The sequence below is a fragment of the Pigmentiphaga sp. NML030171 genome (assembly GCF_002188635.1).
Classification (GTDB): Bacteria; Pseudomonadota; Gammaproteobacteria; order Burkholderiales; family Burkholderiaceae_B; genus Pigmentiphaga; species Pigmentiphaga daeguensis.
Map to the genome: position 1 here is coordinate 74,857 of NZ_NINX01000026.1, position 19,551 is coordinate 94,407.

At 65.4% G+C, this 19,551-nt stretch carries 23 protein-coding genes and 1 pseudogene; 11 read left to right on the forward strand and 13 right to left on the reverse strand.

Going from position 1 to position 19,551, the window contains the following annotated elements; all coding sequences use genetic code 11:
• Positions 1-107: 107 nt before the first annotated feature.
• Positions 108-1,103 (reverse strand): tripartite tricarboxylate transporter substrate binding protein, encoded by a 996-nt coding sequence (locus CDO46_RS09055; protein ID WP_087838226.1) that lies wholly within the window; start codon positions 1,101-1,103, stop codon positions 108-110.
• Positions 1,104-1,169: 66 nt separating this feature from the next.
• The gene (locus CDO46_RS09060) at positions 1,170-1,619 is read right to left on the reverse strand and encodes a carboxymuconolactone decarboxylase family protein (protein WP_087838227.1); all 450 of its coding nucleotides are present in this window, start codon (positions 1,617-1,619) and stop codon (positions 1,170-1,172) included.
• A gap of 88 nt (positions 1,620-1,707) precedes the next feature.
• Between CDO46_RS09060 and CDO46_RS09065 the strand changes: the two genes are divergently transcribed.
• Together CDO46_RS09065 and CDO46_RS09070 are read left to right on the forward strand one after the other, a co-directional pair.
• The gene (locus CDO46_RS09065; RefSeq protein WP_087838228.1) at positions 1,708-2,388 is read left to right on the forward strand and encodes a GntR family transcriptional regulator; all 681 of its coding nucleotides are present in this window, start codon (positions 1,708-1,710) and stop codon (positions 2,386-2,388) included.
• A 43-nt stretch (positions 2,389-2,431) separates the two neighbouring features.
• Positions 2,432-2,971, forward strand: coding sequence for an AAA family ATPase (locus CDO46_RS09070; RefSeq protein WP_243724621.1), 540 nt, complete (start codon positions 2,432-2,434; stop codon positions 2,969-2,971).
• Between the two features lie 55 nt (positions 2,972-3,026).
• Here the strand turns inward: CDO46_RS09070 and ahpF are convergent, their stop codons facing one another.
• The 3 genes from ahpF to CDO46_RS09085 form a co-directional block, all read right to left on the reverse strand.
• Positions 3,027-4,616, reverse strand: coding sequence for an alkyl hydroperoxide reductase subunit F (gene ahpF, locus CDO46_RS09075; RefSeq protein ID WP_087838230.1), 1,590 nt, complete (start codon positions 4,614-4,616; stop codon positions 3,027-3,029).
• Between the two features lie 155 nt (positions 4,617-4,771).
• Complete coding sequence (gene ahpC / locus CDO46_RS09080; protein WP_087838231.1) at positions 4,772-5,335, reverse strand: alkyl hydroperoxide reductase subunit C; 564 nt, start codon at positions 5,333-5,335, stop codon at positions 4,772-4,774.
• 243 nt (positions 5,336-5,578) lie between these two features.
• The gene (locus CDO46_RS09085; protein ID WP_087838232.1) at positions 5,579-6,274 is read right to left on the reverse strand and encodes a glutathione S-transferase family protein; all 696 of its coding nucleotides are present in this window, start codon (positions 6,272-6,274) and stop codon (positions 5,579-5,581) included.
• Between the two features lie 105 nt (positions 6,275-6,379).
• Here CDO46_RS09085 and CDO46_RS09090 point away from each other — a divergent pair, with 105 nt between their 5' ends.
• Positions 6,380-6,625, forward strand: a complete 246-nt coding sequence (locus tag CDO46_RS09090; RefSeq protein WP_132980378.1) for a hypothetical protein — start codon at positions 6,380-6,382, stop codon at positions 6,623-6,625.
• Positions 6,626-6,704: 79 nt separating this feature from the next.
• A complete protein-coding gene (locus tag CDO46_RS09095) occupies positions 6,705-7,244 on the forward strand; it encodes a DUF4142 domain-containing protein (RefSeq protein WP_087838234.1) in 540 nt (179 codons plus the stop codon).
• A gap of 34 nt (positions 7,245-7,278) precedes the next feature.
• Here the strand turns inward: CDO46_RS09095 and ogt are convergent, their stop codons facing one another.
• Genes ogt through CDO46_RS09110 form a run of 3 tightly spaced genes read right to left on the reverse strand, consistent with a single transcriptional unit; the run spans position 7,279 to position 9,094 of the window.
• Complete coding sequence (gene ogt, locus CDO46_RS09100) at positions 7,279-7,833, reverse strand: methylated-DNA--[protein]-cysteine S-methyltransferase (protein WP_176400689.1); 555 nt, start codon at positions 7,831-7,833, stop codon at positions 7,279-7,281.
• Complete coding sequence (locus tag CDO46_RS09105) at positions 7,830-8,207, reverse strand: DUF488 domain-containing protein (RefSeq protein ID WP_087838235.1); 378 nt, start codon at positions 8,205-8,207, stop codon at positions 7,830-7,832. The genes ogt and CDO46_RS09105 overlap by 4 nt, the downstream gene beginning before the upstream one ends.
• Before the next feature lie 11 nt (positions 8,208-8,218).
• Positions 8,219-9,094 (reverse strand): pirin family protein, encoded by an 876-nt coding sequence (locus CDO46_RS09110; protein ID WP_087838248.1) that lies wholly within the window; start codon positions 9,092-9,094, stop codon positions 8,219-8,221.
• 182 nt (positions 9,095-9,276) lie between these two features.
• Between CDO46_RS09110 and CDO46_RS09115 the strand changes: the two genes are divergently transcribed.
• Positions 9,277-11,049, forward strand: a complete 1,773-nt coding sequence (locus CDO46_RS09115) for an alpha/beta hydrolase (RefSeq protein ID WP_087838236.1) — start codon at positions 9,277-9,279, stop codon at positions 11,047-11,049.
• A 66-nt stretch (positions 11,050-11,115) separates the two neighbouring features.
• Here the strand turns inward: CDO46_RS09115 and CDO46_RS09120 are convergent, their stop codons facing one another.
• Both CDO46_RS09120 and CDO46_RS09125 read right to left on the reverse strand, forming a co-directional pair.
• Entirely contained in the window at positions 11,116-11,463 is a 348-nt protein-coding gene (locus tag CDO46_RS09120) for a Rap1a/Tai family immunity protein (protein WP_087838237.1), read from the reverse strand.
• Between the two features lie 68 nt (positions 11,464-11,531).
• Complete coding sequence (locus tag CDO46_RS09125) at positions 11,532-11,855, reverse strand: hypothetical protein (protein WP_087838238.1); 324 nt, start codon at positions 11,853-11,855, stop codon at positions 11,532-11,534.
• 125 nt (positions 11,856-11,980) lie between these two features.
• On the opposite strand from CDO46_RS09125, the gene CDO46_RS09130 reads away from it, so the two are divergent.
• The 5 genes from CDO46_RS09130 to CDO46_RS28335 all read left to right on the forward strand — a co-directional run bounded on the left by CDO46_RS09130 (position 11,981) and on the right by CDO46_RS28335 (position 17,207).
• Positions 11,981-12,400 (forward strand): GNAT family acetyltransferase, encoded by a 420-nt coding sequence (locus CDO46_RS09130; protein WP_087838239.1) that lies wholly within the window; start codon positions 11,981-11,983, stop codon positions 12,398-12,400.
• A 358-nt stretch (positions 12,401-12,758) separates the two neighbouring features.
• Positions 12,759-14,996 (forward strand): phosphocholine-specific phospholipase C, encoded by a 2,238-nt coding sequence (locus CDO46_RS09135; RefSeq protein WP_087838240.1) that lies wholly within the window; start codon positions 12,759-12,761, stop codon positions 14,994-14,996.
• A 447-nt stretch (positions 14,997-15,443) separates the two neighbouring features.
• A complete protein-coding gene (locus CDO46_RS09140) occupies positions 15,444-16,568 on the forward strand; it encodes a Fic family protein (protein WP_087838241.1) in 1,125 nt (374 codons plus the stop codon).
• An 83-nt stretch (positions 16,569-16,651) separates the two neighbouring features.
• Positions 16,652-16,864: an AlpA family transcriptional regulator gene (locus CDO46_RS09145; protein ID WP_041357364.1), complete on the forward strand. Its 213-nt coding sequence runs from the start codon at positions 16,652-16,654 to the stop codon at positions 16,862-16,864.
• On the forward strand, positions 16,854-17,207 hold the full coding sequence (locus CDO46_RS28335; protein ID WP_165963279.1) for a hypothetical protein: 354 nt from the start codon (positions 16,854-16,856) through the stop codon (positions 17,205-17,207). Before CDO46_RS09145 ends, CDO46_RS28335 begins: the two co-directional genes overlap by 11 nt.
• 81 nt (positions 17,208-17,288) lie before the next feature.
• On the opposite strand, the gene CDO46_RS09155 is transcribed toward CDO46_RS28335, so the two are convergent.
• A complete protein-coding gene (locus CDO46_RS09155; protein WP_087838242.1) occupies positions 17,289-18,302 on the reverse strand; it encodes a GlxA family transcriptional regulator in 1,014 nt (337 codons plus the stop codon).
• A 63-nt stretch (positions 18,303-18,365) separates the two neighbouring features.
• On the opposite strand from CDO46_RS09155, the gene CDO46_RS09160 reads away from it, so the two are divergent.
• Entirely contained in the window at positions 18,366-18,668 is a 303-nt protein-coding gene (locus CDO46_RS09160; RefSeq protein ID WP_007182542.1) for a putative quinol monooxygenase, read from the forward strand.
• A 65-nt stretch (positions 18,669-18,733) separates the two neighbouring features.
• Here CDO46_RS09160 and CDO46_RS09165 read toward each other — a convergent pair whose 3' ends face one another.
• Entirely contained in the window at positions 18,734-19,189 is a 456-nt protein-coding gene (locus CDO46_RS09165; RefSeq protein WP_087838243.1) for an integrase core domain-containing protein, read from the reverse strand.
• Positions 19,190-19,198: 9 nt separating this feature from the next.
• Positions 19,199-19,362 (reverse strand): annotated as a pseudogene (locus CDO46_RS09170) (transposase); the annotation flags it as partial.
• Positions 19,363-19,551: the final 189 nt, after the last annotated feature.

Sequence of the window (19,551 nt, forward strand, 5' to 3'; positions counted from 1 at the left end):
AGGAGGTACGGGCTGGGCGGTCGTAATGGTGCCACGTTTCGTGCTTGCGGTGGTTCGAGGGGCCGTTCCCGGGGGCAGGCCCCTTGCGGGGCCTGCATGCGCCAGCGTCAGTCCGCCCGGATGTTGTTGCTCCGGATGATGTTGCCCCACAGCGCGATCTCGCTCGCCACGTAGGTGGCGAAGTCGCGGCTGCCGCGGAACTCCACCTGGACACCGGTCTTGCGCATGACCTCGGCCACCGCCGGATCTTCCAGCGCGCGGCGATTGGCGTCCTCGAGCTTCTGCACGACGGCCGCGGGCGTACCCGCGGGCGCGAACACGCCGGCCCAGGTGGCCGACACCACCGAGGGGTAGCCCTTCTCGGCGAAGGTCGGCACGTCGGGCAGGGCGAAGTGGCGCGCGGGCGCGGCCACCGCCAGCGCGCGCGTCTTGCCCGCGCGCAGGTTGGGCAGCGACACCGCCACCGTGTCGAACATCATGGTGATGTTGCCGGCCAGCAGGTCGAGCGAGGCCGGGGCGCCGCCCCGGTAGGGGACGTGCACGAGATCGACCTTCGCGGCCTGCTTGAACAGTTCTCCCGCCAGGTGCAGCGAGGTGCCGTTGCCGGCGGAACCGTAGGTCAGCTTGCCTGGCTCGCGTTTGGCCTGGGCGACCAGGTCCTCGACCGACCGTATGCTGGAGGCGGCGTTGACCGCCAGCACGTTGGGCACCGAGCCCCAGTGGGCCACGGGAACGAAGTCCTTGACCGCGTCATAGGGCAGCTTGGCGTAGAGCGAGGGATTGACGCCGTGCGTGGCCGAGGTGCCGACCAGCAGCACATAGCCGGTGGGGGCCGCCCGCGCAACCTGCTCGGCGCCGATGTTGCCGCCTGCGCCGGGCTTGTTCTCGATCACGATGGGCTGGCCGAGTTCGCGGCTGAGCGCCGCGCCCATGGCGCGGGCCATCTGGTCGATGGCGCCGCCGGGCGCGAACGGGACGATGAGCTGGACCGGCCGGGACGGGTAGTCCTGCGCGGCGGCGGTCAGCGGATGGCCGGCGAAGGCGCAAGCGAGGGCCAGCGCGAGCATGCCGGTCCGCCGCCCGGAACGGAGGGGCGAAGTCATGGTGTGTCTCCTGAGATCGTTCTAGGTCGTTGTAGTCGAGCCGGGCCGCAGCACCCGGCGAGGGGGTCAGCCCTGGGATTCCTTTTTGGCTTCGTGTTCGGCGATGTTGGCCAGCAGTTCGGCGCCGCGGTTGGCGGCCGAGAGCCCGCGGAACAGGAAGCACAGGCTGACGACGGCCTGCATTTCCTCCCAGGTCGCGCCGGCGCGGCGCGCGGCGATGCCATGCAGGACGGCGGCGTCGCTCAGGTCCATCAGCAGCATGCCGAACAGCATCAGCTGCGCCGTTTTCACGTCGAAGCACTTGGGATACATCGCGTGCTCGCGCATTTTTTCCTGCAGGTCCACCAGCTTGGGATCGAGCGCGCCGGTGACGGCCAGGCGCGCCTCGATGCGGGGCGGGACGAAGCCGATCAGTTCCTGGTAGATGGCGGCGCGCTCATCCAGCGTTTGTGCGGTGTCGGCGTAGGACCCGATACGGGCGTCGACGGCGGCGCGATCGATGCGTTTGGGAAGCATGGGAAAATTCTCCTGGTTGTCGATTTTCGTTTATATTTATTTAAATCGATTTTATAGTCAATATCGATTTTATGCCTGACGCCGGTCCATGAGCACATCCCTGACCTCCCAATTGACCCAGTCGCTGCGCGACGAATTGTTGAACGGCACCTTCCGGCCGGGACAGCAACTGCGCTTGAACCAGCTCAGCCAACAATTCAACGTCAGCCTCAGCCCGCTGCGCGAGGCGCTGTCCCGGCTGGCGGCCGAGGGGCTGGTCATCGCGCAGGACCAGCGCGGCTACCAGGCTGCGCCCGTGTCCGTGCGCAACCACCAGGAGATCACCGAGCTGCGCACCATGCTGGAGCCGCACGCGCTGCGGATTTCCATGCAGCAGGGCGGCGAGGACTGGGAGGTCGCGGTGCTGGCGGCCCATCACCGCCTGCAACAGGTCGAGAAGCGGGCCGCTTCCGACCCCGGGGCGCTCGCCGAATGGGAGATCCGCCATCGCGAGTTCCACCTGATGCTGATCGGCGGCGGCCAGATGCCCGTGCTGGCCCAGTTCTGCGAGAAGCTGCTGGCGTTCTCCGACCGCTACCGCCGCATCTTCCTGCGCGAGCGCCCGCTGGACCGCGACATTCCCGACGAACACGAGGCCATCCTGCGCGCCACCCTGGACCGCGACGAGGCGCGCGCCAGCGAACTGCTGGCCCAGCACATCGGCCGCACGGCGGCCAATATCGCCATCCTGCTCGAACAGTGGGAATCCGGCGACGATGCCGCCGCCTAGGTTTGAGCGGGGTTGTGCCGATGCCATAATGCCTGGCATGGAAATGGTTTTCATCTATGGACCCGTCGCATCCGGCAAGTTGACCGTTGCACGAGAGCTCGGTCGCCTGACCGGTTTTTCCGTCTTCCACAATCACCTGATTGTCGATGCCGTGGCGTCCGTGTTCCCCTTCGGTACCGAACAGTTTGTCAGGCTGCGGGAACGCATGTGGCTTGACATGATGCACGAGGCCGCGGTGGCCGCGCGCTCCCTTGTCTTTACGTTCGCGCCGGAGCCGTCGGTTGCCGAGGGCTTTGCCCTGCGTGCGCGGGACGTCGTGGAAGCCGCCGGTGGCAGGACACGGTTTGTCCGATTGAGCGTTCCCGCGGCCGAGCAGGAAAAACGTCTGGTCGCGCCGAGTCGTGCCGAGTTCGGGAAGCTGCGGTCGCTCGATCTTCTGCGGGAGTTGCGCGAGCAGTTTGCAGCGTCCGAGCGGGCCATGCCGGAGCCGCAAGTAGCCATCGATACCTGCACGCTGGCTCCCGCGGACGCGGCTCGCGCGATCGTCAAGGCACTGGCTTTGCCCTTGGCATCCACCAAATAAGAAAGGCCCGCGGGGCGAACCCCGCGGGCCTTGGACCGCCAACCCAGCAACGGAATCAGGCGGGCACTGCAGCCGTTTCCGGCGCATCGGCTTCCACCGACGAGCGGATCAGGTGATCGAAGGCGCTGAGCGCGGCCTTCGCGCCTTCGCCCGCGGCGATGATGATCTGCTTGTACGGCACGGTCGTCACGTCGCCTGCGGCGAACACGCCGGGCACCGAGGTCTGGCCCCTGGCATCGACCTCGATTTCCCCGTGCTTGCTCAGCGCCACGGTGCCCTTGAGCCATTCGGTATTGGGCACCAGCCCGATCTGCACGAAGACACCCTCGAGTTCGATGTGGTGCTCTTCGCCCGATTGCCGGTCCTTGTACGTCAGGCCGTTCACCTTCTTGCCGTCACCGGTGATCTCGGTGGTCTGCGCCTGGGTGATGACCGTGACGTTGGACAGGCTGTTGAGCTTGCGCTGCAGCACGGCATCGGCACGCAGCTCGGGGGCGAATTCCAGCAGGGTCACGTGCTCGACCAGGCCGGCCAGGTCGATCGCCGCTTCCACGCCCGAGTTGCCGCCGCCGATCACGGAGACGCGCTTGCCCTTGAACAGCGGGCCGTCGCAGTGCGGGCAGTACGCCACGCCGTGGTTGCGGTACTCGCGTTCGCCCGGCACGTTCACCTCGCGCCAGCGCGCGCCGGTGGACAGGATGACCGTGCGGCCCTTGAGCACGCCGCCGTTGGCCAGCCTGACCTCGATCATCTTGGCGCCCGGCACCAGGGCCTCGGCGCGCTGCACGTTCATGATCTCGACGTCGTAGGCCTTGACGTGTTCTTCCAGCGCGGTGGCGAACTTGGGCCCTTCGGTCTCCTTGACGGAAATGAAGTTCTCGATCGCCAGCGTGTCCAGGACCTGGCCGCCGAAGCGCTCGGCCACGACGCCGGTGCGGATGCCCTTGCGCGCCGCGTAGACGGCAGCAGCCGCGCCCGCGGGGCCGCCGCCGACGATCAGCACGTCGTACGGCTCGCGCGCGCTGAGCTTCTCGGCGTCGCGCTGGCCGGCGTTGCTGTCGAGCTTGGCAAGGAATTCCTCCACGCTCATGCGGCCCTGGCCGAACACTTCGCCGTTCAGGTAGACCGTGGGCACGGCCATGACCTGGCGCTTCTCGACTTCGTCCTCGAACAGCGCGCCGTCGATCGTGACCTGGCGGATGCGCGGGTTCAGCAGCGACATCACGTTCAGGGCCTGGACGACCTCGGGGCAGTTCTGGCAGGACAGCGACACATAGGTCTCGAAGGAGAAGTCGCCGTCCAGGTTCTTGATCTGCTCGATCACGTCGGCATCGAGCTTGATCGGGTGGCCGCCGACCTGGAGCAGGGCCAGGACCAGCGACGTGAATTCATGGCCCAGGGGAATGGCGGCAAAGCGGATGCCGATGTCCTCGCCGGGGCGATTGATGGTGAAGGAAGGCTTGCGCTCGTCGTCGTCGCGTCGCTCGATCAGCGTGATGCGTTCCGACAGGCCGGCGATTTCCTTCAGGAGTTCAGCGAGCTCGCGAGACTTGTCGCCGTCGTCGAGGGACGCGACGATCTCGATCGGCTGCGTGATTTTTTCCAGGTAGGCCTGCAACTGGGTCTTGAGATTGGCGTCCAACATATTCGCTCCCTTCGCTCCGTATCTTGTGTTCTCGGATGGCGCCCGGCTCGCTTGTGGCGTGCCGGGCGGTACTGCCTTTCTACTGCTTGACTGCTACGTTCCGTGCCGGATGGCGGCCCCGCGGCGCGGCGCCGCCATCGAACGGCGGGCGGGACTTAGATCTTGCCGACCAGGTCCAGCGAAGGAGCCAGCGTCTTCTCGCCTTCCTTCCACTTGGCGGGGCAGACTTCGCCCGGGTGGTTGGCCACGTAGATGGCGGCCTTGACCTTGCGCAGCAGTTCCTTGGCGTCGCGGCCGATGCCTTCGGCGGTCACTTCCACGGCCTGGATCACGCCTTGCGGGTCGATGATGAAGGTACCGCGGTCGGCCAGGCCCTGGCCTTCACGCAGGACTTCGAAGTTCTGGGTGACTTCCCAGGTGGGGTCGCCGATCATCGCGTACTTGATCTTGCCGATGGCGGGCGAGGTGTCGTGCCAGGCCTTGTGCGAGAAATGGGTGTCGGTCGAGACCGAGTACACCTCGACGCCCAGCTTCTGGAATTCGGCGTAGTTGTCGGCCAGGTCTTCCAGCTCGGTCGGGCACACGAAGGTGAAGTCGGCCGGATAGAACACCACCACGGCCCACTTGCCCTTCAGGGTCTGGTCGGTGACTTCAATGAACTTGCCTTCCTTGAAGGCGGTCGCTTTGAACGGCTTGACCTGAGTATTGACTAGAGACATTGTGGTTTCCTCTCTTGCTGGGTTGAAAAGACGTATATGAATGGTATACGTCACTGGATAATTGATCAAATTGATTGATTCAATATGGTTGATCGTAAAATACTATCGATCATCGTAGGCGACGGATGCTTCAGGAACGTGTCGGAGCAAGGCGCGGGCACCGTCCTGCGCCGCGCCGGATGGCAAAGGATATGAGGGCGAACCGCCCGTGTACAAGCGATGTTGCAGTTGGACGTGCCGGGCTCAGGACCGCAGCGAAGGCATGCGGCGTGCCGCCGGACCGGCGGCCTCGAGCATGCGTTCCAGCCATTGCGCGACGACGTCGCCTTCCGCAAGAACGGGAAAGTCGCTGACGCAGCGCGCCCACTGGAAGCCGCCGAAGACGATGTGGTCGGCATAGGCGGGAGCCTCGCCGCACAGGAAGGGCTGGGTCTTGAGCACCAGCCGCAGCGGTGTCAGGCTGGCCCGGAATTCCTCGACGCGGGTGTCGCGGTCGGCGCAGACGGCGGCCACGGGCATGCCCATGCGCTGCTCGCGGCTGCTGTGGAAGTAGGGCACGTCGTTTTCGTGCAGCGTGGCGGGGATGTCGACCAGCACCAGCCGCGTGAGCCCGGGCAGTTGCACGGAATCGGCCCAGCTGTTGACGAACCTGGCGATGGCCTGGGCCTGCGGCCCGCCGAACAGCGACGGGGCGTCGGGATAGGTCGCTTCAAGGTACAGCGCGATCTGCCAGGAGTCGGGCACGACCCGGTCGCCGTCGACCAGCACCGGCACGCGGCCCTGCCCCGAGAACGCGAGCTTGTCCTTTTCGGTGAAGCGCCACGGCACGGTTTCCACCTCCAGGCCCTTGTGCGCCAGCGCCAGCCGCGCGCGCCAGCAATAGGGGCTGAAGCGGAAGTCGGGATTGGCGCCGGCAAGGTCGTACAGGAGTCTGGCCATGGGTGCGGGTCTCGGGTGAAGGCGGGGAGCGACAACTATACCGCCGTGTGCGAGGAACGGGGCTTGCTGGCAGGAGCGGCCAACCGCACATCGAGTGAGCACATCATGGAATCGAAGAAAGAGGACGAGAAACTGCGCCCGTCGAACGAGCAGGGCGTGGGGCAGCTCGCGTCGCTGCCCGAAAGCACCGGTGCCGAGGACGGTGCGCCGCCATCCAGGCGGGCCGAGCACAAGCCGGCCACCAGCTACGACGGGTCGCCGCAGCCGGACCCGCGGCAGGACCGGCCCGGCCTGAGCGCGCCGCAGGACGATACCCCCGCCGTTCTGGAGAAGCGGGAAGGGCCCAAATAGGGAACCGCGATCCGATGGCCGGGCTGCCCGGGTATGCGGATTGCTGAGCCTCCAGGGTCTTCATCACAGGAGAATTGCCATGCATCGATTGCAGACCGCCGTATTGGCCGTTGCCCTGGCGTTCGGCGCCGGCTCGGCCGCCGCCGCCGATCTTGCCCGCAAGGACGCGCGCTTTCTACAAGATGCCGCGGAAAGCGGACAACTGGAGATCGGCGCCAGCCAGATCGCCGAGCGCAACGGCTCCCACCCCGATGTGAAGAGTTTCGCCAAGATGATGGTGGACGACCACACGAAGGTGGACGGCGAGCTGAAGACGCTCGCTTCCAGCAAGGGCGTGCAGCTGCCGGCCGAGCCTACCCGCAAGGTGCGTTCGGCGCTGAGCGACCTGCAGAAGAAGAGCGGCCCTGACTTCGACAAGGAGTACGCCGACGACATCGCGGTGGACGCGCACGAGGACGCGGTCAAGCTGTTCGAAAAGGCCGCCAAGGACGCCGAGGACGCGGATGTGAAGGCGTTCGCCGCCAAGACGCTGCCCAACCTTCAGCAGCATCTGGCCAAGGGCAAGGAACTGCAAAGCCTGATCAAGTCCACGCACGACAACGCCAAGATGAAACGGTAGACATCGTCCGGGCGGCGCCCCGGGTAAAGGGGCGTCAGAACAGGCCCGGCTGGCGGCGGCTCTCGCGCGGCGCCAGCCGGACCCCTTCGTGTTCCAGCAGCCAGACCTTGCGGTGCAACCCGCCGCCGTAACCGGTAAGGCTGGCGTTGGCGCCGATGACGCGGTGGCAGGGGACGACGATGCTGACCGGGTTGGCGCCGTTGGCCAGCCCCACCGCACGTACCGCCTTGGGCCGCCCGATGCGGCAGGCGAGTTCGGAGTAGCTGATGGTTTGTCCGACCGGGATGCGCCGGAGTTCGCGCCAGACGTCGCGCTGGAAGTCCGTTCCGGCGGTGGCCACCTCGAGGTCGTCGATGGCCGGCAATTCGCCCGCCATGTAGGCCTCCAGGCGCCGGCTGGCCTCGCTGGGGGTGTCTCTGTCGCGCAGCGCGTAACCCTGCTTGCCGTAGTGATGGCCGAGCAGTTCATGCATGCGCGGCTGGTAGTCTTCCCAATCGACCGCCCGCAGGCGGCCGTCGCCATCGGTCAGGATGAGCATCTGCCCCACGGGAGTGGGACGGTACTCCACGAACAGCGTCAGCATGGTCATGAGGAATGGCGGGCCGCGCGCAGCAGCGCGTCGCGCAGCACGAGCGCATGGTTGTGGTCCGGGTCCTTCGCGCCGTACAGCAAGGTGATCGGGCGGCCACCGGCATCGCGCAGCAGCGCGGACAATTCCTGCCGCTGCGCATCGCCGCCGAGCTCGGACGCATAGCGCTGGTGGAACTCGGCCCACCGGTCGGGACGATGGCCGAACCAGCGGCGCAGTTCGGGACTGGGCGCGAGGTCCTTGGGCCAGGCGTCGTAGACCAGGTCCTCGCGGCGGACGCCGCGGGGCCACAACCGGTCCACCAGGACACGGTAGCGGCCCGGCGCGACGTCCGCGTGGTCGTAGACCCGGTGCAATTCGATGTCGGGTTTCATCTCGGTGTTTCTCAAGCCAGGCGGCCGTCGCGAAAGTCGCTCAGCGCCTGGAAGATTTCCTGCTGGTCATTCATGACGAACGGTCCGTACTGCGCGATGGGCTCGCGCAGCGGGTGTCCCGCGATCAACAGCGCGCGTGCCGGTCCGCCATGCGCGGCCAGGACGACGCCGTCGGCCTCGGGCGTGTTGGCCAGGATGGCCATGCGGCCGGACTCGATCCGGGTGGCGCCGATGGCGACACTGCCTCGATACACGTAGACGAAGGCATTGTGGCCGGGAGGCAGGGGCTGCCGGAATTGCGTGTCTGCCGGCAGGTGCACGTCAAGGTAATACGGGTCGGTGGCGGGACGGGACACGGCGCCTTCGACACCGTGGCTGCGGCCCGCGATGACGGTTGCCTCGACGCCCGAGGCGGTTCTGGCGCGGGGCAGGTCCGCGGCCTGGAAATCGCGATACCAGGGCGTCGACATCTTGTCGCGCGCGGGCAGGTTCAGCCAGAGCTGGAAACCTTCCATCACGCCTTCTTCCTGCTGCGGGAGCTCGGAGTGGATCACCCCCCGGCCCGCGGTCATCCATTGCACGCCGCCGTTCTCCAGCAGGCCCTCGTGCCCGGCGCTGTCCCGGTGGCGCATGCGGCCCGCGATCATGTAGGTGATGGTCTCGAAGCCGCGGTGCGGATGGTCGGGGAAGCCCGCGATGTAGTCCTCGGGATTGTCGGTGCCGAACGCGTCCAGCATCAGGAACGGATCCAGGCGGCGTTGCAGGTGCTGGTCGATGACCCGGGTGAGCTTGACGCCGGCGCCGTCCGACGTGGCGCGCCCGGCCACGATGCGTTCGACGTCGCGGGGGTGGTCGACCGTTTCGGAAGCGGCGAGGGGGGTGGGCATGATGGACTCCTTCATAGCCATCCAGCATAGATCCAAGTTGGCGAGGGGGGCAAAACACTCGCGCTTGCTCTTGAAAAGGCGTCCCCCGATAATAGGGTTAAATGAAACAAATTGATAAATAAGCAACCGGGGGTATCGAATTGGGACGACTTTGTGAATTCTCGAATTTGCGGGCACGCGCCATGGCCGCCGGGTTGGCGGCGGCAGTGCTGGCCGCGCTGGGTGCCTGCGGCGGCGACGGGGCGGTTCCGCCCCCGGTCGATCCCTTGCAACCGTACCGCGACCAGGTCGTCAACTGGCAGGCCTGCGATCCCGAAACCCTGGGTGGCGAATCCCCCGCCTATATCACCCTGAGGGACCGCTTGAGCTGCGCGACCATACGCGTGCCGCTCGACTACTCGAATCCCACGAAGGGCGATGCCGTCGTGGCCGTGTCCCGCGTGGCGGCGGGCGAGCCCACGCAGCGGCTGGGCGCCATCCTGGTCAATCCGGGCGGCCCCGGCGGCGACGGCCTGGGCTGGTCGCTGAACCTGGCCGCGCTGTGGGGCAACGCCAGCGCGTCCACGACCACGGGACAACAGCTTCGCACGATCGTCCAGCGCTACGACATGATCGGCTTTTCGCCGCGCGGCGTAGGGGCCAGCAGCCGCATGTACTGCGGCACGAGCGGCATGCTCAGGCCGGAGCATCATAGTTCGGACCGCAGCGAGGCCAACGTCGCGGCCATGCTGTTCAATGCCAATGCGCTGGGCGATGCCTGCCTGCGCAATCCGCTGGTCAAGTACATCAATACCGACGCCACGGTCCGCGACATGGACCTGATCCGCGAACTGCTGGGCGACGCCAAGTTCAACTACGTCGGCATTTCCTACGGCACCTGGCTGGGTGCCTGGTATGCGTCGCTGTTCCCCGAGCGGGTCGGGCGCATGGTGCTGGACAGTTCCATGGACGTCACCGGCAACATCGACGTCAACGTCGTGATGCAGCCCATGGCCATGCAGCGGGTGCTGGACGAATTCATCGCGCCCTTCGCGGCCCGCCATCCCGACCGCTTCGGGATAGGCACCAACGCAGCCGAGATCGCGAACGTCTATCGCACCCTGCCCGAACCCATGCGGGTGGCGTTCGGCCAGCAGGCAAGCCTGCACGCGATCCTCAGCAAGACCCATCGCGTGGCCAAGGGCGCGCAGCTCATCGCTGCCGCACGCGGCATGAACCAGATCCTGACCGACAACCCGGACGACATCCGTAACTTCACGGTGCTGGACGCGAAATTGATGGATTACGAGTTCGTGCCGGATTCCTTCGGCGACGATGCCGAGGTCCGGGGGCTGGCCCAGGCCATGCTGCAGCCGTATCTTCTGGCCTACGAACCGACGGCCTCGCCCGTGGAGCTCAGTACCTTCAACTCCGTGTTCAACACCGTGGTGTGCAACGACACGGTGGCCACGAGCACCGATCCGCAATACTGGGTGAAGCTGGGCAACGAGATGGCGGCCCGCTATCCCTACGAGGGCGGCTCGGTCACGCGCAGCCTGTGCGCGACCTGGGGCGGGCCTTCGGTCGCCAAGCCGCCGCTGTCGCGCGCCGGCTCGTCGGCTCCCATCCTGATGCTGCAAAGCGAGTTCGACGCCCAGACCGCGACAGAAGGCGCCCGGCGTTCTTTCGACCAACTGCCGCAGGCGCACCTGGTCCTGGTTACCGGCGCCTACTCGCATGGCGTGGTGCCGGAAAGCAATGCCTGCGTCGACGCGACGATCGGCACCTATTTCGCCAACGGCGTGGTGCCGGGGCGCAGCAGCACCTGCGCGGAGCCGCCGCTGCCCTACGAGGGAACGGCGGATGCCACCCGCATGGCCAAGACCAGTGCCGGCGAGACCGACGCGGCCGCCCAGGCGCGCGAGGCCCTGCGGCAGAGCCTGGACGCGATTGCCCACTCAGGCGCGCGGTTCTAGGCGGCCAGGCAGGGGCATTCCACCGCCCGGCTTCAGGCCGGGCGTTTTTTTTCGTCCCCGCGGTGCCTATTGCTTGCAGGGATAGGCGTCGCCCAGCGCGTTCACCAATATCACCACGGCGGGCAGGCCGTGATCCTGCGGCCGGCTGGCCAGCCGCTGCCGGAAGAGCTCGACCGTGCGTCCGGTGGACACATTGCCGGGCGCGCAGAACGGCAGCGGCGTCCTGGTGGCCATGGACTGGACGCGCATGCCGTCGATCGCGCCCATCACGAATGCCGAACAGCCCAGCGAGGCGTCTCCACTGGCGCCCGCGGCGCATTGTTCGTTCCAGAACGCGCCTGTCCAGGGTTCGGCGGCATGGGCCGGCCGGATCGCCAGCGCGGCGAACAATATCAGGGGGGCGGCGATTTTCATGGCAGTCATCGGTCGGGCGCAGGCTTCGCGAAGCCGGGCGCGGTTGAGTCGGAAAGGGGGGAATGGTCCTATTTGGCGCAGTTTGCCCGAGCCCGGTCGACATCGATCTTCCGCGCCTCCATGACCCGCACGAGCTGCAAGGTGGCGGTCAGGCAGGCATTGGCGGCGGGCGCGACGGTGCGCGGTCCGGCGTTCGGCCCGCCTGGCAACGAGGGCAGGGACGGTACCGCGGGAGCCGCACGCCCCGCCGACTGCGCACGCGCCTCGCAATAGGCGGCCTTCAGGTCGGCATCGCTCATGGCTTTCAATTCGTCGTCGGTGCGCGGCATGCACGAGGCCATGGCATTGTGCGCGGCCAGCGCGCAGGCGGCGAGGAGGGCGAGTCTCAGCATGGCGGTCCTGTATGGAGGGGGTACGCGATCCTGGACGGTCCGGCACGAGCGCGGACTGCCGTGGCAATGGCCATAGTATAAAAGTCATCCGCCCACCAACCGTACTCTTGCAAGTGCCGGAAAACATGCTTATTCGTTCGTACCGACCCGCCGACGAAGCGGCCATTATCGCCCTGTGGCAGGCCTGTGGGCTGACGCGGCCCTGGAATGATCCCAGGAAGGACATCGAGCGCAAGCTGACCGCGCAGCCCGAGTTGTTCCTCGTCGGGGAGTCCGACGGGGCGCCCATCGCGTCGGCCATGGTGGGTTTCGACGGACACCGCGGCTGGGTGTATTACCTCGCGGTGCATCCCGGCCACCAGCGATGCGGCCACGGCCGTCGCTTGATGGCGCATGCGGAACAGCTCCTGATCGAACGCGGGTGCCCGAAGATCAACCTGTTGGTGCGCACGGCCAACGGCCAGGTCATCGATTTCTACCGGGCACTGGGGTACGCGCAGGACGACGCGGTGAGCCTGGGCAAGCGGCTGATCCCCGATATCTGAGTCGGCGTTGCCTGGCGCGGCGGTCCGCGCGCTCGCATTTCGTTGCGAATCCGGCGTCCGATTTTCACCCCGTTGTCACCTGGGCTTTCTAGGCTTGCACCGCCGCACATTTCTCGTGCCTGGCCTGTCGCATCCCTTTTACTCTGCCCACCCATGCCCATACCGATCTTTGCGCGAGCCTTCGCCGTGGCGCTTGCCGTCGCCACATTCCTGACCGCCTGTGGCAGCGATGACGATTCATCGCCGCCTTCCTCCGGCCCGGGGACAGAGCAGCCGCCCACCACGCCATCGAAACCTGACCTGCGCTGCGCGCCGTAACGGCTGCACGACGTTTCCCACGACCCACGCACGGACATCCATGACTTCCCGCCGCCGATTTCTGCAAGCCACCTCGGGCGCCGGCCTCGCCGCCGGCGTACTCGCCACCTTTCCGCCCAGCATCCGCAAGGCGCTGGCCATCCCCGCCAACAACAAGACCGGCACCATCCGGGACGTCGAGCACGTCGTGATCCTGATGCAGGAGAATCGGTCGTTCGATCATTACTTCGGCACGCTCAAGGGCGTGCGCGGCTTCGGCGATCGCTTCACCATTCCCATGATCAACGGCCGCAAGGTCTGGCAGCAGGAGCGCAGCAACGGCGCGCTGCTCACGCCTTATCACCTGGACGGGACGGCCAACAACGCGCAGCGCGTCAGCGGCACCCCGCACGACTGGGGCGACAGCCAGCTTGCCTGGGACAACGGCCGCATGAGCCAATGGGCGCGCCACAAGACCAATACGTCCATGGGCTATTTCAAGGAACAGGAAATCCCCTTCCAGTTTGCCCTGGCCAATGCATTCACCCTCTGTGACGCCTATCATTGCTCGATGCACACGGGCACCGACGCCAACCGGTCGTTCCATCTCACCGGCACCAACGGGCCGACCGCGCAGAACGTGGCTTACGTCACGAACGAGTGGGACGCCATTCCCGGCACGCCGGGCTCGGACGCGATCGGCTATACCTGGAAGACCTATGCCGAACGCCTGGAGGATGCCGGCATCAGCTGGATCTGCTACCAGAACATGCCCGACGAGTGGGGCGACAACATGCTGGGCGCCTTCCGCCAGTTCCGTGCCGCCAACCTGGCGTCGGGCTTCCCCGTGTCGAGCGGCGGCGCGCCGAATGCTCCGTATTCCAACACGGGCCAGAGCCTGCCCTATCACGCCTACGATCCCGCCACGGACAACGCTCGCAACCCGTTGTACAAGGGCATCGCCAATACCTTGCCGGGCACCACGCCGGATTCCTACCTGGACGCCTTCCGTCGCGACATCCGCGAAGGCCGCCTGCCGCAGGTTTCCTGGATCAATGCGCCGTCCATCTATTGCGAGCACCCGGGACCGTCCAGTCCCGTGCAGGGCGCCTGGTTCCTCCAGGAAGTGCTGGAGGCGCTGACCGCGGTACCGGAGGTCTGGAGCAAGACGGTATTGCTGGTCAACTTCGACGAGAACGACGGCTACTTCGACCACGTGCCGTCGCCGTCGCCGCCGTCGCGCAACGCCGACCTCTCCCTGGCGGGCAAGACCACGCTGCCGGAGGCGAGCCTGGCCTCCGAGTACTACACGCAGCCCGCGCCGGCCGGCAGCACCCGCCAGCCCGCTCCGGACGGCCGCGTCTTCGGCCCCGGGCCGCGCGTGCCGATGTACGTGATCTCGCCGTGGAGCCGTGGCGGCTGGGTCAATTCGCAAGTGTTCGACCACACTTCGGTGCTGCGCTTCCTGGAAGCGCGCTTCGGCGTGGAAGAGCCCCACATCAGCCCGTTCCGCCGCGCGGTCTGCGGCGACCTGACCAGCGCCTTCAACTTCGCCACGCCCAACGACGAGGCATTGCCTACGCTGGGCGGCCGCAGCACGCGCGCGGCCGCGGACCAACTGCGTTCCAGCCAGCAATCGCTGCCCGCCATGCCCTTGCCGTCCGACCTGCAGATGCCGATCCAGGCGAGCGGCACGCGCCCGTCGCGGGCCTTGCCGTACGAACTGCATACCAGCGCGCGCTGCGGACCGGACGGCCAGGTGAAGCTGCTGTTCTCGAATACCGGCAAGCAGGGAGCGGTGTTCCACGTCTATGACCGCCATCACCTGGACCGGATCCCGCGCCGGTATACGGTGGAAGCGGGCAAGACGCTGGACGACACCTGGAACGCGGGACTGGACAATCTGGGCCGCTACGACCTGTGGGTACTGGGCCCCAACGGCTACCATCGTCACTTCATCGGCGACACCGCGCGTATCGCCGATACCGGCGTGCAGCCCGAAATCCGCGTCTGCTACGACATCGCCAACGGGAACGTCTACGCGGAGCTGATGAACGGCGGCACCCAGGCCTGCACCTTCACGGTCGCGGCCAGGGCCTACCGCGAGGATGGCCCCTGGACCGTTACGGTGGCGCCCGGCGCCCAGGAGTCCCTGCACTGGGAGTTGGCCGGCAGCGGTCGCTGGTATGACTTCGAAGTCAGCTGCAGCGCCGACGCGGCCTTCCGCAGGCGCTTTGCCGGCCGCGTCGAAACGGGCGAGCATGCGGTAAGCGATCCGGCGATGGGCGGGCAGGGCTGAGCCGTACACGGACGAAAAAAATCCCCAGGACAGCCAAGGCTTTCCTGGGGATTCTGGCGCCAGATGCTGGCGGTATATGGTGGTGGGGTGGTACCCCGCATCAAACGACTATTGAAAGTACGGAATCGAAGCGCTGCGGGTTGCTGCGAACCAGTGCGAACCGGAGCGAAAAGCCTGACGGTACGCCCGTCGGCAGTGGACAATCAAGCAGGTTTTTCGGACTGATTGGTAGTCGGAATACGGCCTCAACCTCGTCTGCTTTCCGTGGCCAGTTCAATTCCCGAAACGGGAACTGAACCCGCGTCCGTTGCCACAGCCAATAACACACCCATTTACACCCATTCCTGGGGCAAGGCGATCCGTCATGCGGCGAATGGTGACCACATTCACCGCACAATGCGCGGCGATTGAGTTGCGCGTGCGGAGATTGCAGTCCATAATCTCCGCATGAATAGCGGCGAATACAAATACATCTGGCAGGCCAGTGACTGGCCAAACTGGCGCTTCGACCTGGCGGCGCTGGCCGAGCCCATGGCTGAGGTCAGTCGTGCCCAAGGGCTCTTGATGGGGCGTTTGGCTGACGTCGGCATGGCCTTGCGTGACCAAGCGAGTCTCGCGGCGCTCACCGAGGACGTGGTCAAGACCAGCGAGATCGAAGGCGAGCAGCTCAACGTTGAATCTGTGCGCTCGTCCATCGCCCGCAGGTTGGGCGTTGACATCGGCGCGCTCGCTCCGGTCGATCGGCATGTCGAAGGCGTGGTCGAGATGGTGCTTGATGCCACCGCCAACTGCCAGGCACTGGTGTCGCGTGAGCGTCTGTTCGGCTGGCATGCCGCACTGTTTCCTACCGGCTATTCTGGGCTCTCCAAGATCAACGTCGGCGGCTGGCGCGACGATGCCACCGGCCCGATGCAGGTGGTGTCCGGACCCATCGGCCGCCAGCGGGTGCATTTCGAAGCACCGCCGGCCGATCGCCTCGAGACCGAAACCAGCCGCTTCCTCGACTGGCTGAATGGCACATCAAACGAACCGCCACTGCTCAAGGCAGGCCTTGGCCATCTGTGGTTCGTCACTCTGCATCCATTCGATGATGGCAATGGCCGTATCGCCCGGGCCATTGGCGATCTGCTGCTGGCGCGTGCCGATGGCAGCCCGCAACGCTTCTACAGTTTGTCGGCGCAGATCCAGCGCGAACGCAAGGCTTACTACGACATCCTGGAGAGTACGCAGAAGCGGTCGATGGATGTCACCGAGTGGCTTGCGTGGTTCCTCGACACGCTTCATCGCGCCGTCGACCAGGCCCAGCACACGCTGGACGCTGTCCTGACGAAAGCGCGGTTCTGGCAGCGCTGGGCGACGACCCCGTTGAACGAGCGGCAGGTGAAATTGCTGAACAAGCTGCTCGATGGTTTCGAGGGCAAGCTCACCAGCAGCAAGTGGGCGGCCATCGCCAAATGCTCGCCGGACACGGCACTGCGCGACATCAACGATCTGCTGACGCGGGGCGTGCTGCGCAAATCGGATGCCGGCGGGCGTAGCACCAGCTACGAGCTGAATGATCTGCCCGAGTAGCGGCGCTTCCTGGAATTGCCTTGGCTCGCGGCCGGAACAGCGCCTTCATGGACTCCTGCCAACTCGTTCGGACGGAGACCAAGATGGAAGTCGCTCACCTCAATCAAAAACAACTCGCTGCCCGCTGGAGTATCAGTGAGGCCACCCTTGAGCGCTGGCGCAGCGCGGGGATCGGCCCCAAGTTTCTGAAGCTCTGCGGGCGCGTGCTCTACCGGCAGGCCGACATTGAGGCATACGAGGAGTCGTGCCTGGCGACCTCGACCAAGACCGTTGTGGCCCAGGTCAGTGTCAGCTGAGAAATGTTCCGATTCGTCGGTAGATATCGACAAGTACCGACGATTTGCAACGTCGGCGGCACCGCCGGCCATCTGGGCGATTCAGTCGCCGGAAACGGGCATCAAACTCGTCTGCGATGGGATGTCGGTTCAACTCCCAAACCCTGAATCGAACCCGTGTCCGCACGGTAGTTCAAACGGTGGGCTCGGCGGCTGCATCATTGTCGGCGGCGGGGTCGGTGAGCCGCCGAATCGTCAGTGCACAGCGTTGCTCAATCAAGGTATTGATTTGCTCAACCACGACATTGCCAGCAAAACTTTGTCCGGGGTCAAACTGGAGCTTGCGCGCCGTGGCGGGCAGTAGTTTTGTCAGGTCAAAATGCGCCGTTTGGCCTGCGTCAGTTTCCCGGCGGTCTCCAGCCGTACATACACCAAACGCCTCTGGTCATCCACCGCGTCGCAACTCCCTGACACCCCGGCCCAGCTTACGGCGCAACAGGGCCCGCAGGGTCACCCCATCCGAGTACCCGACCTGTGCGGCGACTTGGTCGACGCTCGCGTTTCCGGTGCGCAAGAGATGGACGGCATGCTCCACGCGCAGGTCCTGGAAATACGACAGCGGTGTCTTGCCCAAAACGCTTTGCAGCCGCCGCGCCAAGGTGCGCTCGCTTGTGCCCGCGGCGCTGGCCGCCTCGGCCAGCGAGAACCCCTGCGCGAGCCGACGTCTGGCCCAGCACTCGAAGCGCTCCACCATCGGGTCGGCATGCGCAAGGTGGTCGGGAATCACGAACTCGGCTTGCGAACTGCGTGTCTCGACCAGCAGATAGCGTGCCACCAGGGCCGCCAGCGCCGGACTGCGCCCTCGGATGATGCGCAAGGCCAAGTCGACGTGGGCCAAAGCGGCACCCGCGGTGGTGAAGCGTGTCGAGTTCACGATCATGCGTGACTCGTCCAGCGTGACGTTCGGATAGCGCTGCCGAAACATCGGCCCCAGCCACCATGACGTCGTGGCACTATGTCCATCAAGCAGGCCACTCTCTGCAAGCAAGAAACTACCGGTGCAAGCGGCACCAAGGTGCGCGCCAGCGGTGGACCACTGCTGTAGCATGGCGACCGCATCGGGCACGTCGGGGCGTGTGAGCCGAGCCGAGAGCGTGTCAGGCATCTTGTCGCCAAACGCTGGCACGAGCACAACGTCTGGTTCGGGCACACCATGCGCAGTGACCACGGGGACAGTCAAGCCTTGCGCAGTTCGGATGCGACGCCGCACGCCCACCAGCGTGAGCTCTATGTGCGCGGGAGCCTGTGGCAGCGAGCCCGACATCGCATTGGCCAAGCCCACTGTGTCAGTGAGCGCCGCAAGCCCCAGATCAAACACGCCATCACAAACAAGGATGTGGAGTTTCATGGCAACAATGATATCAAAGTTGTCATTATTGCCTATAGAGATGGCTGTCATGAAGATTTAGACTGCAGGCTCGTCGATCCCTTCACCTAACCCATTTACCCAAAGGATTACAGTATGACCAAGCTCGCCCTGTTTGTTCGCCTCGAAGCCAAACCCGGCCAGGAGGCTGCGCTTGCCGACTTCCTGGCCAGCGCACTGCCGCTCGCCAACGCCGAGTCCGGCACCACTGCCTGGTTCGCATTGAAGTTTGGCCCTTCGACGTTCGGTGTGTTCGATGCCTTTGCCGATGAGGCAGGTCGCCAAGCACATCTGAACGGCCAGATCGCCGCGGCCTTGATGGCCAACGCCGCGACCTTGCTCAGTTCTCCGCCCAATATCGAGAAGGTCGAACTGCTTGCAGCCAAACTGCCTGCATGACAACTCGGCCTTGACCCAATCAGGTCACGCTGCAGGATGGGGGTCACACTGACCTGCTCCCCAATTTAGTACGAAATCAAATTAGAGTCTGCGGTTAAAAAACTGTCTGCAAACTGCTTGGGCGTCAGATACCCGAGCGAACTGTGCGGCCGGTCGTTATTGTATTCCTGGCACCAATCCGCAATCGTTTCCCTTGCGTGACGCATCGAGACGAACCAGTGCTCGTTCAGGCATTCGTCACGGAATTTGCCGTTGAAGCTCTCGATATAGGCATTTTGCTGCGGCTTGCCTGGTTCGATGAAGTGCAGCTTCAGCCCTGTCCTGTAGGCCCATTCGTCCAGCGTTTTCCCTGCAAATTCAGGACCGTTATCAATCGTACTCCAGGCTGCCAGCTCACATAGCCGGTCCCGTAGGGCCTGGTCATCCGGGCGGCGCGATTCATAGCGGTACAAGGACCGGGAGATGCCGAATAGCCCACAGGCGCGGGTGACGCCTAAGCCATGCACTTGCATGACGTGCATCACTGCTGCTCGCTTCGCCTGCGGGCTCACCACTTTCGGCCGAGGACATCCTTGAGCGCCGCATTGTCCAGCATGCTCTCGGCTAGCAATCGCTTGAGCCGCGCATTCTCCGCTTCCAGGGCCTTGAGCCGCTGCGCATCCGACACGGTCATGCCGCCGAACTTCGCCTTCCAGTCGCCCAATGACCTCGAAGTGCGACTGCGCACCAACGGCATCGAGCGGCTGGTGCTTGAACGTAACTGCTCCATGAACCCCATCCTATTTTCCAGTGCAAATGAAGAGCACAGTTCAATCCGTCATGATTGAAGACGGAGTCAAGGATGTCGGAAGCGCAGGCGCAGTGGGCCAGGCACTTGGAAGCG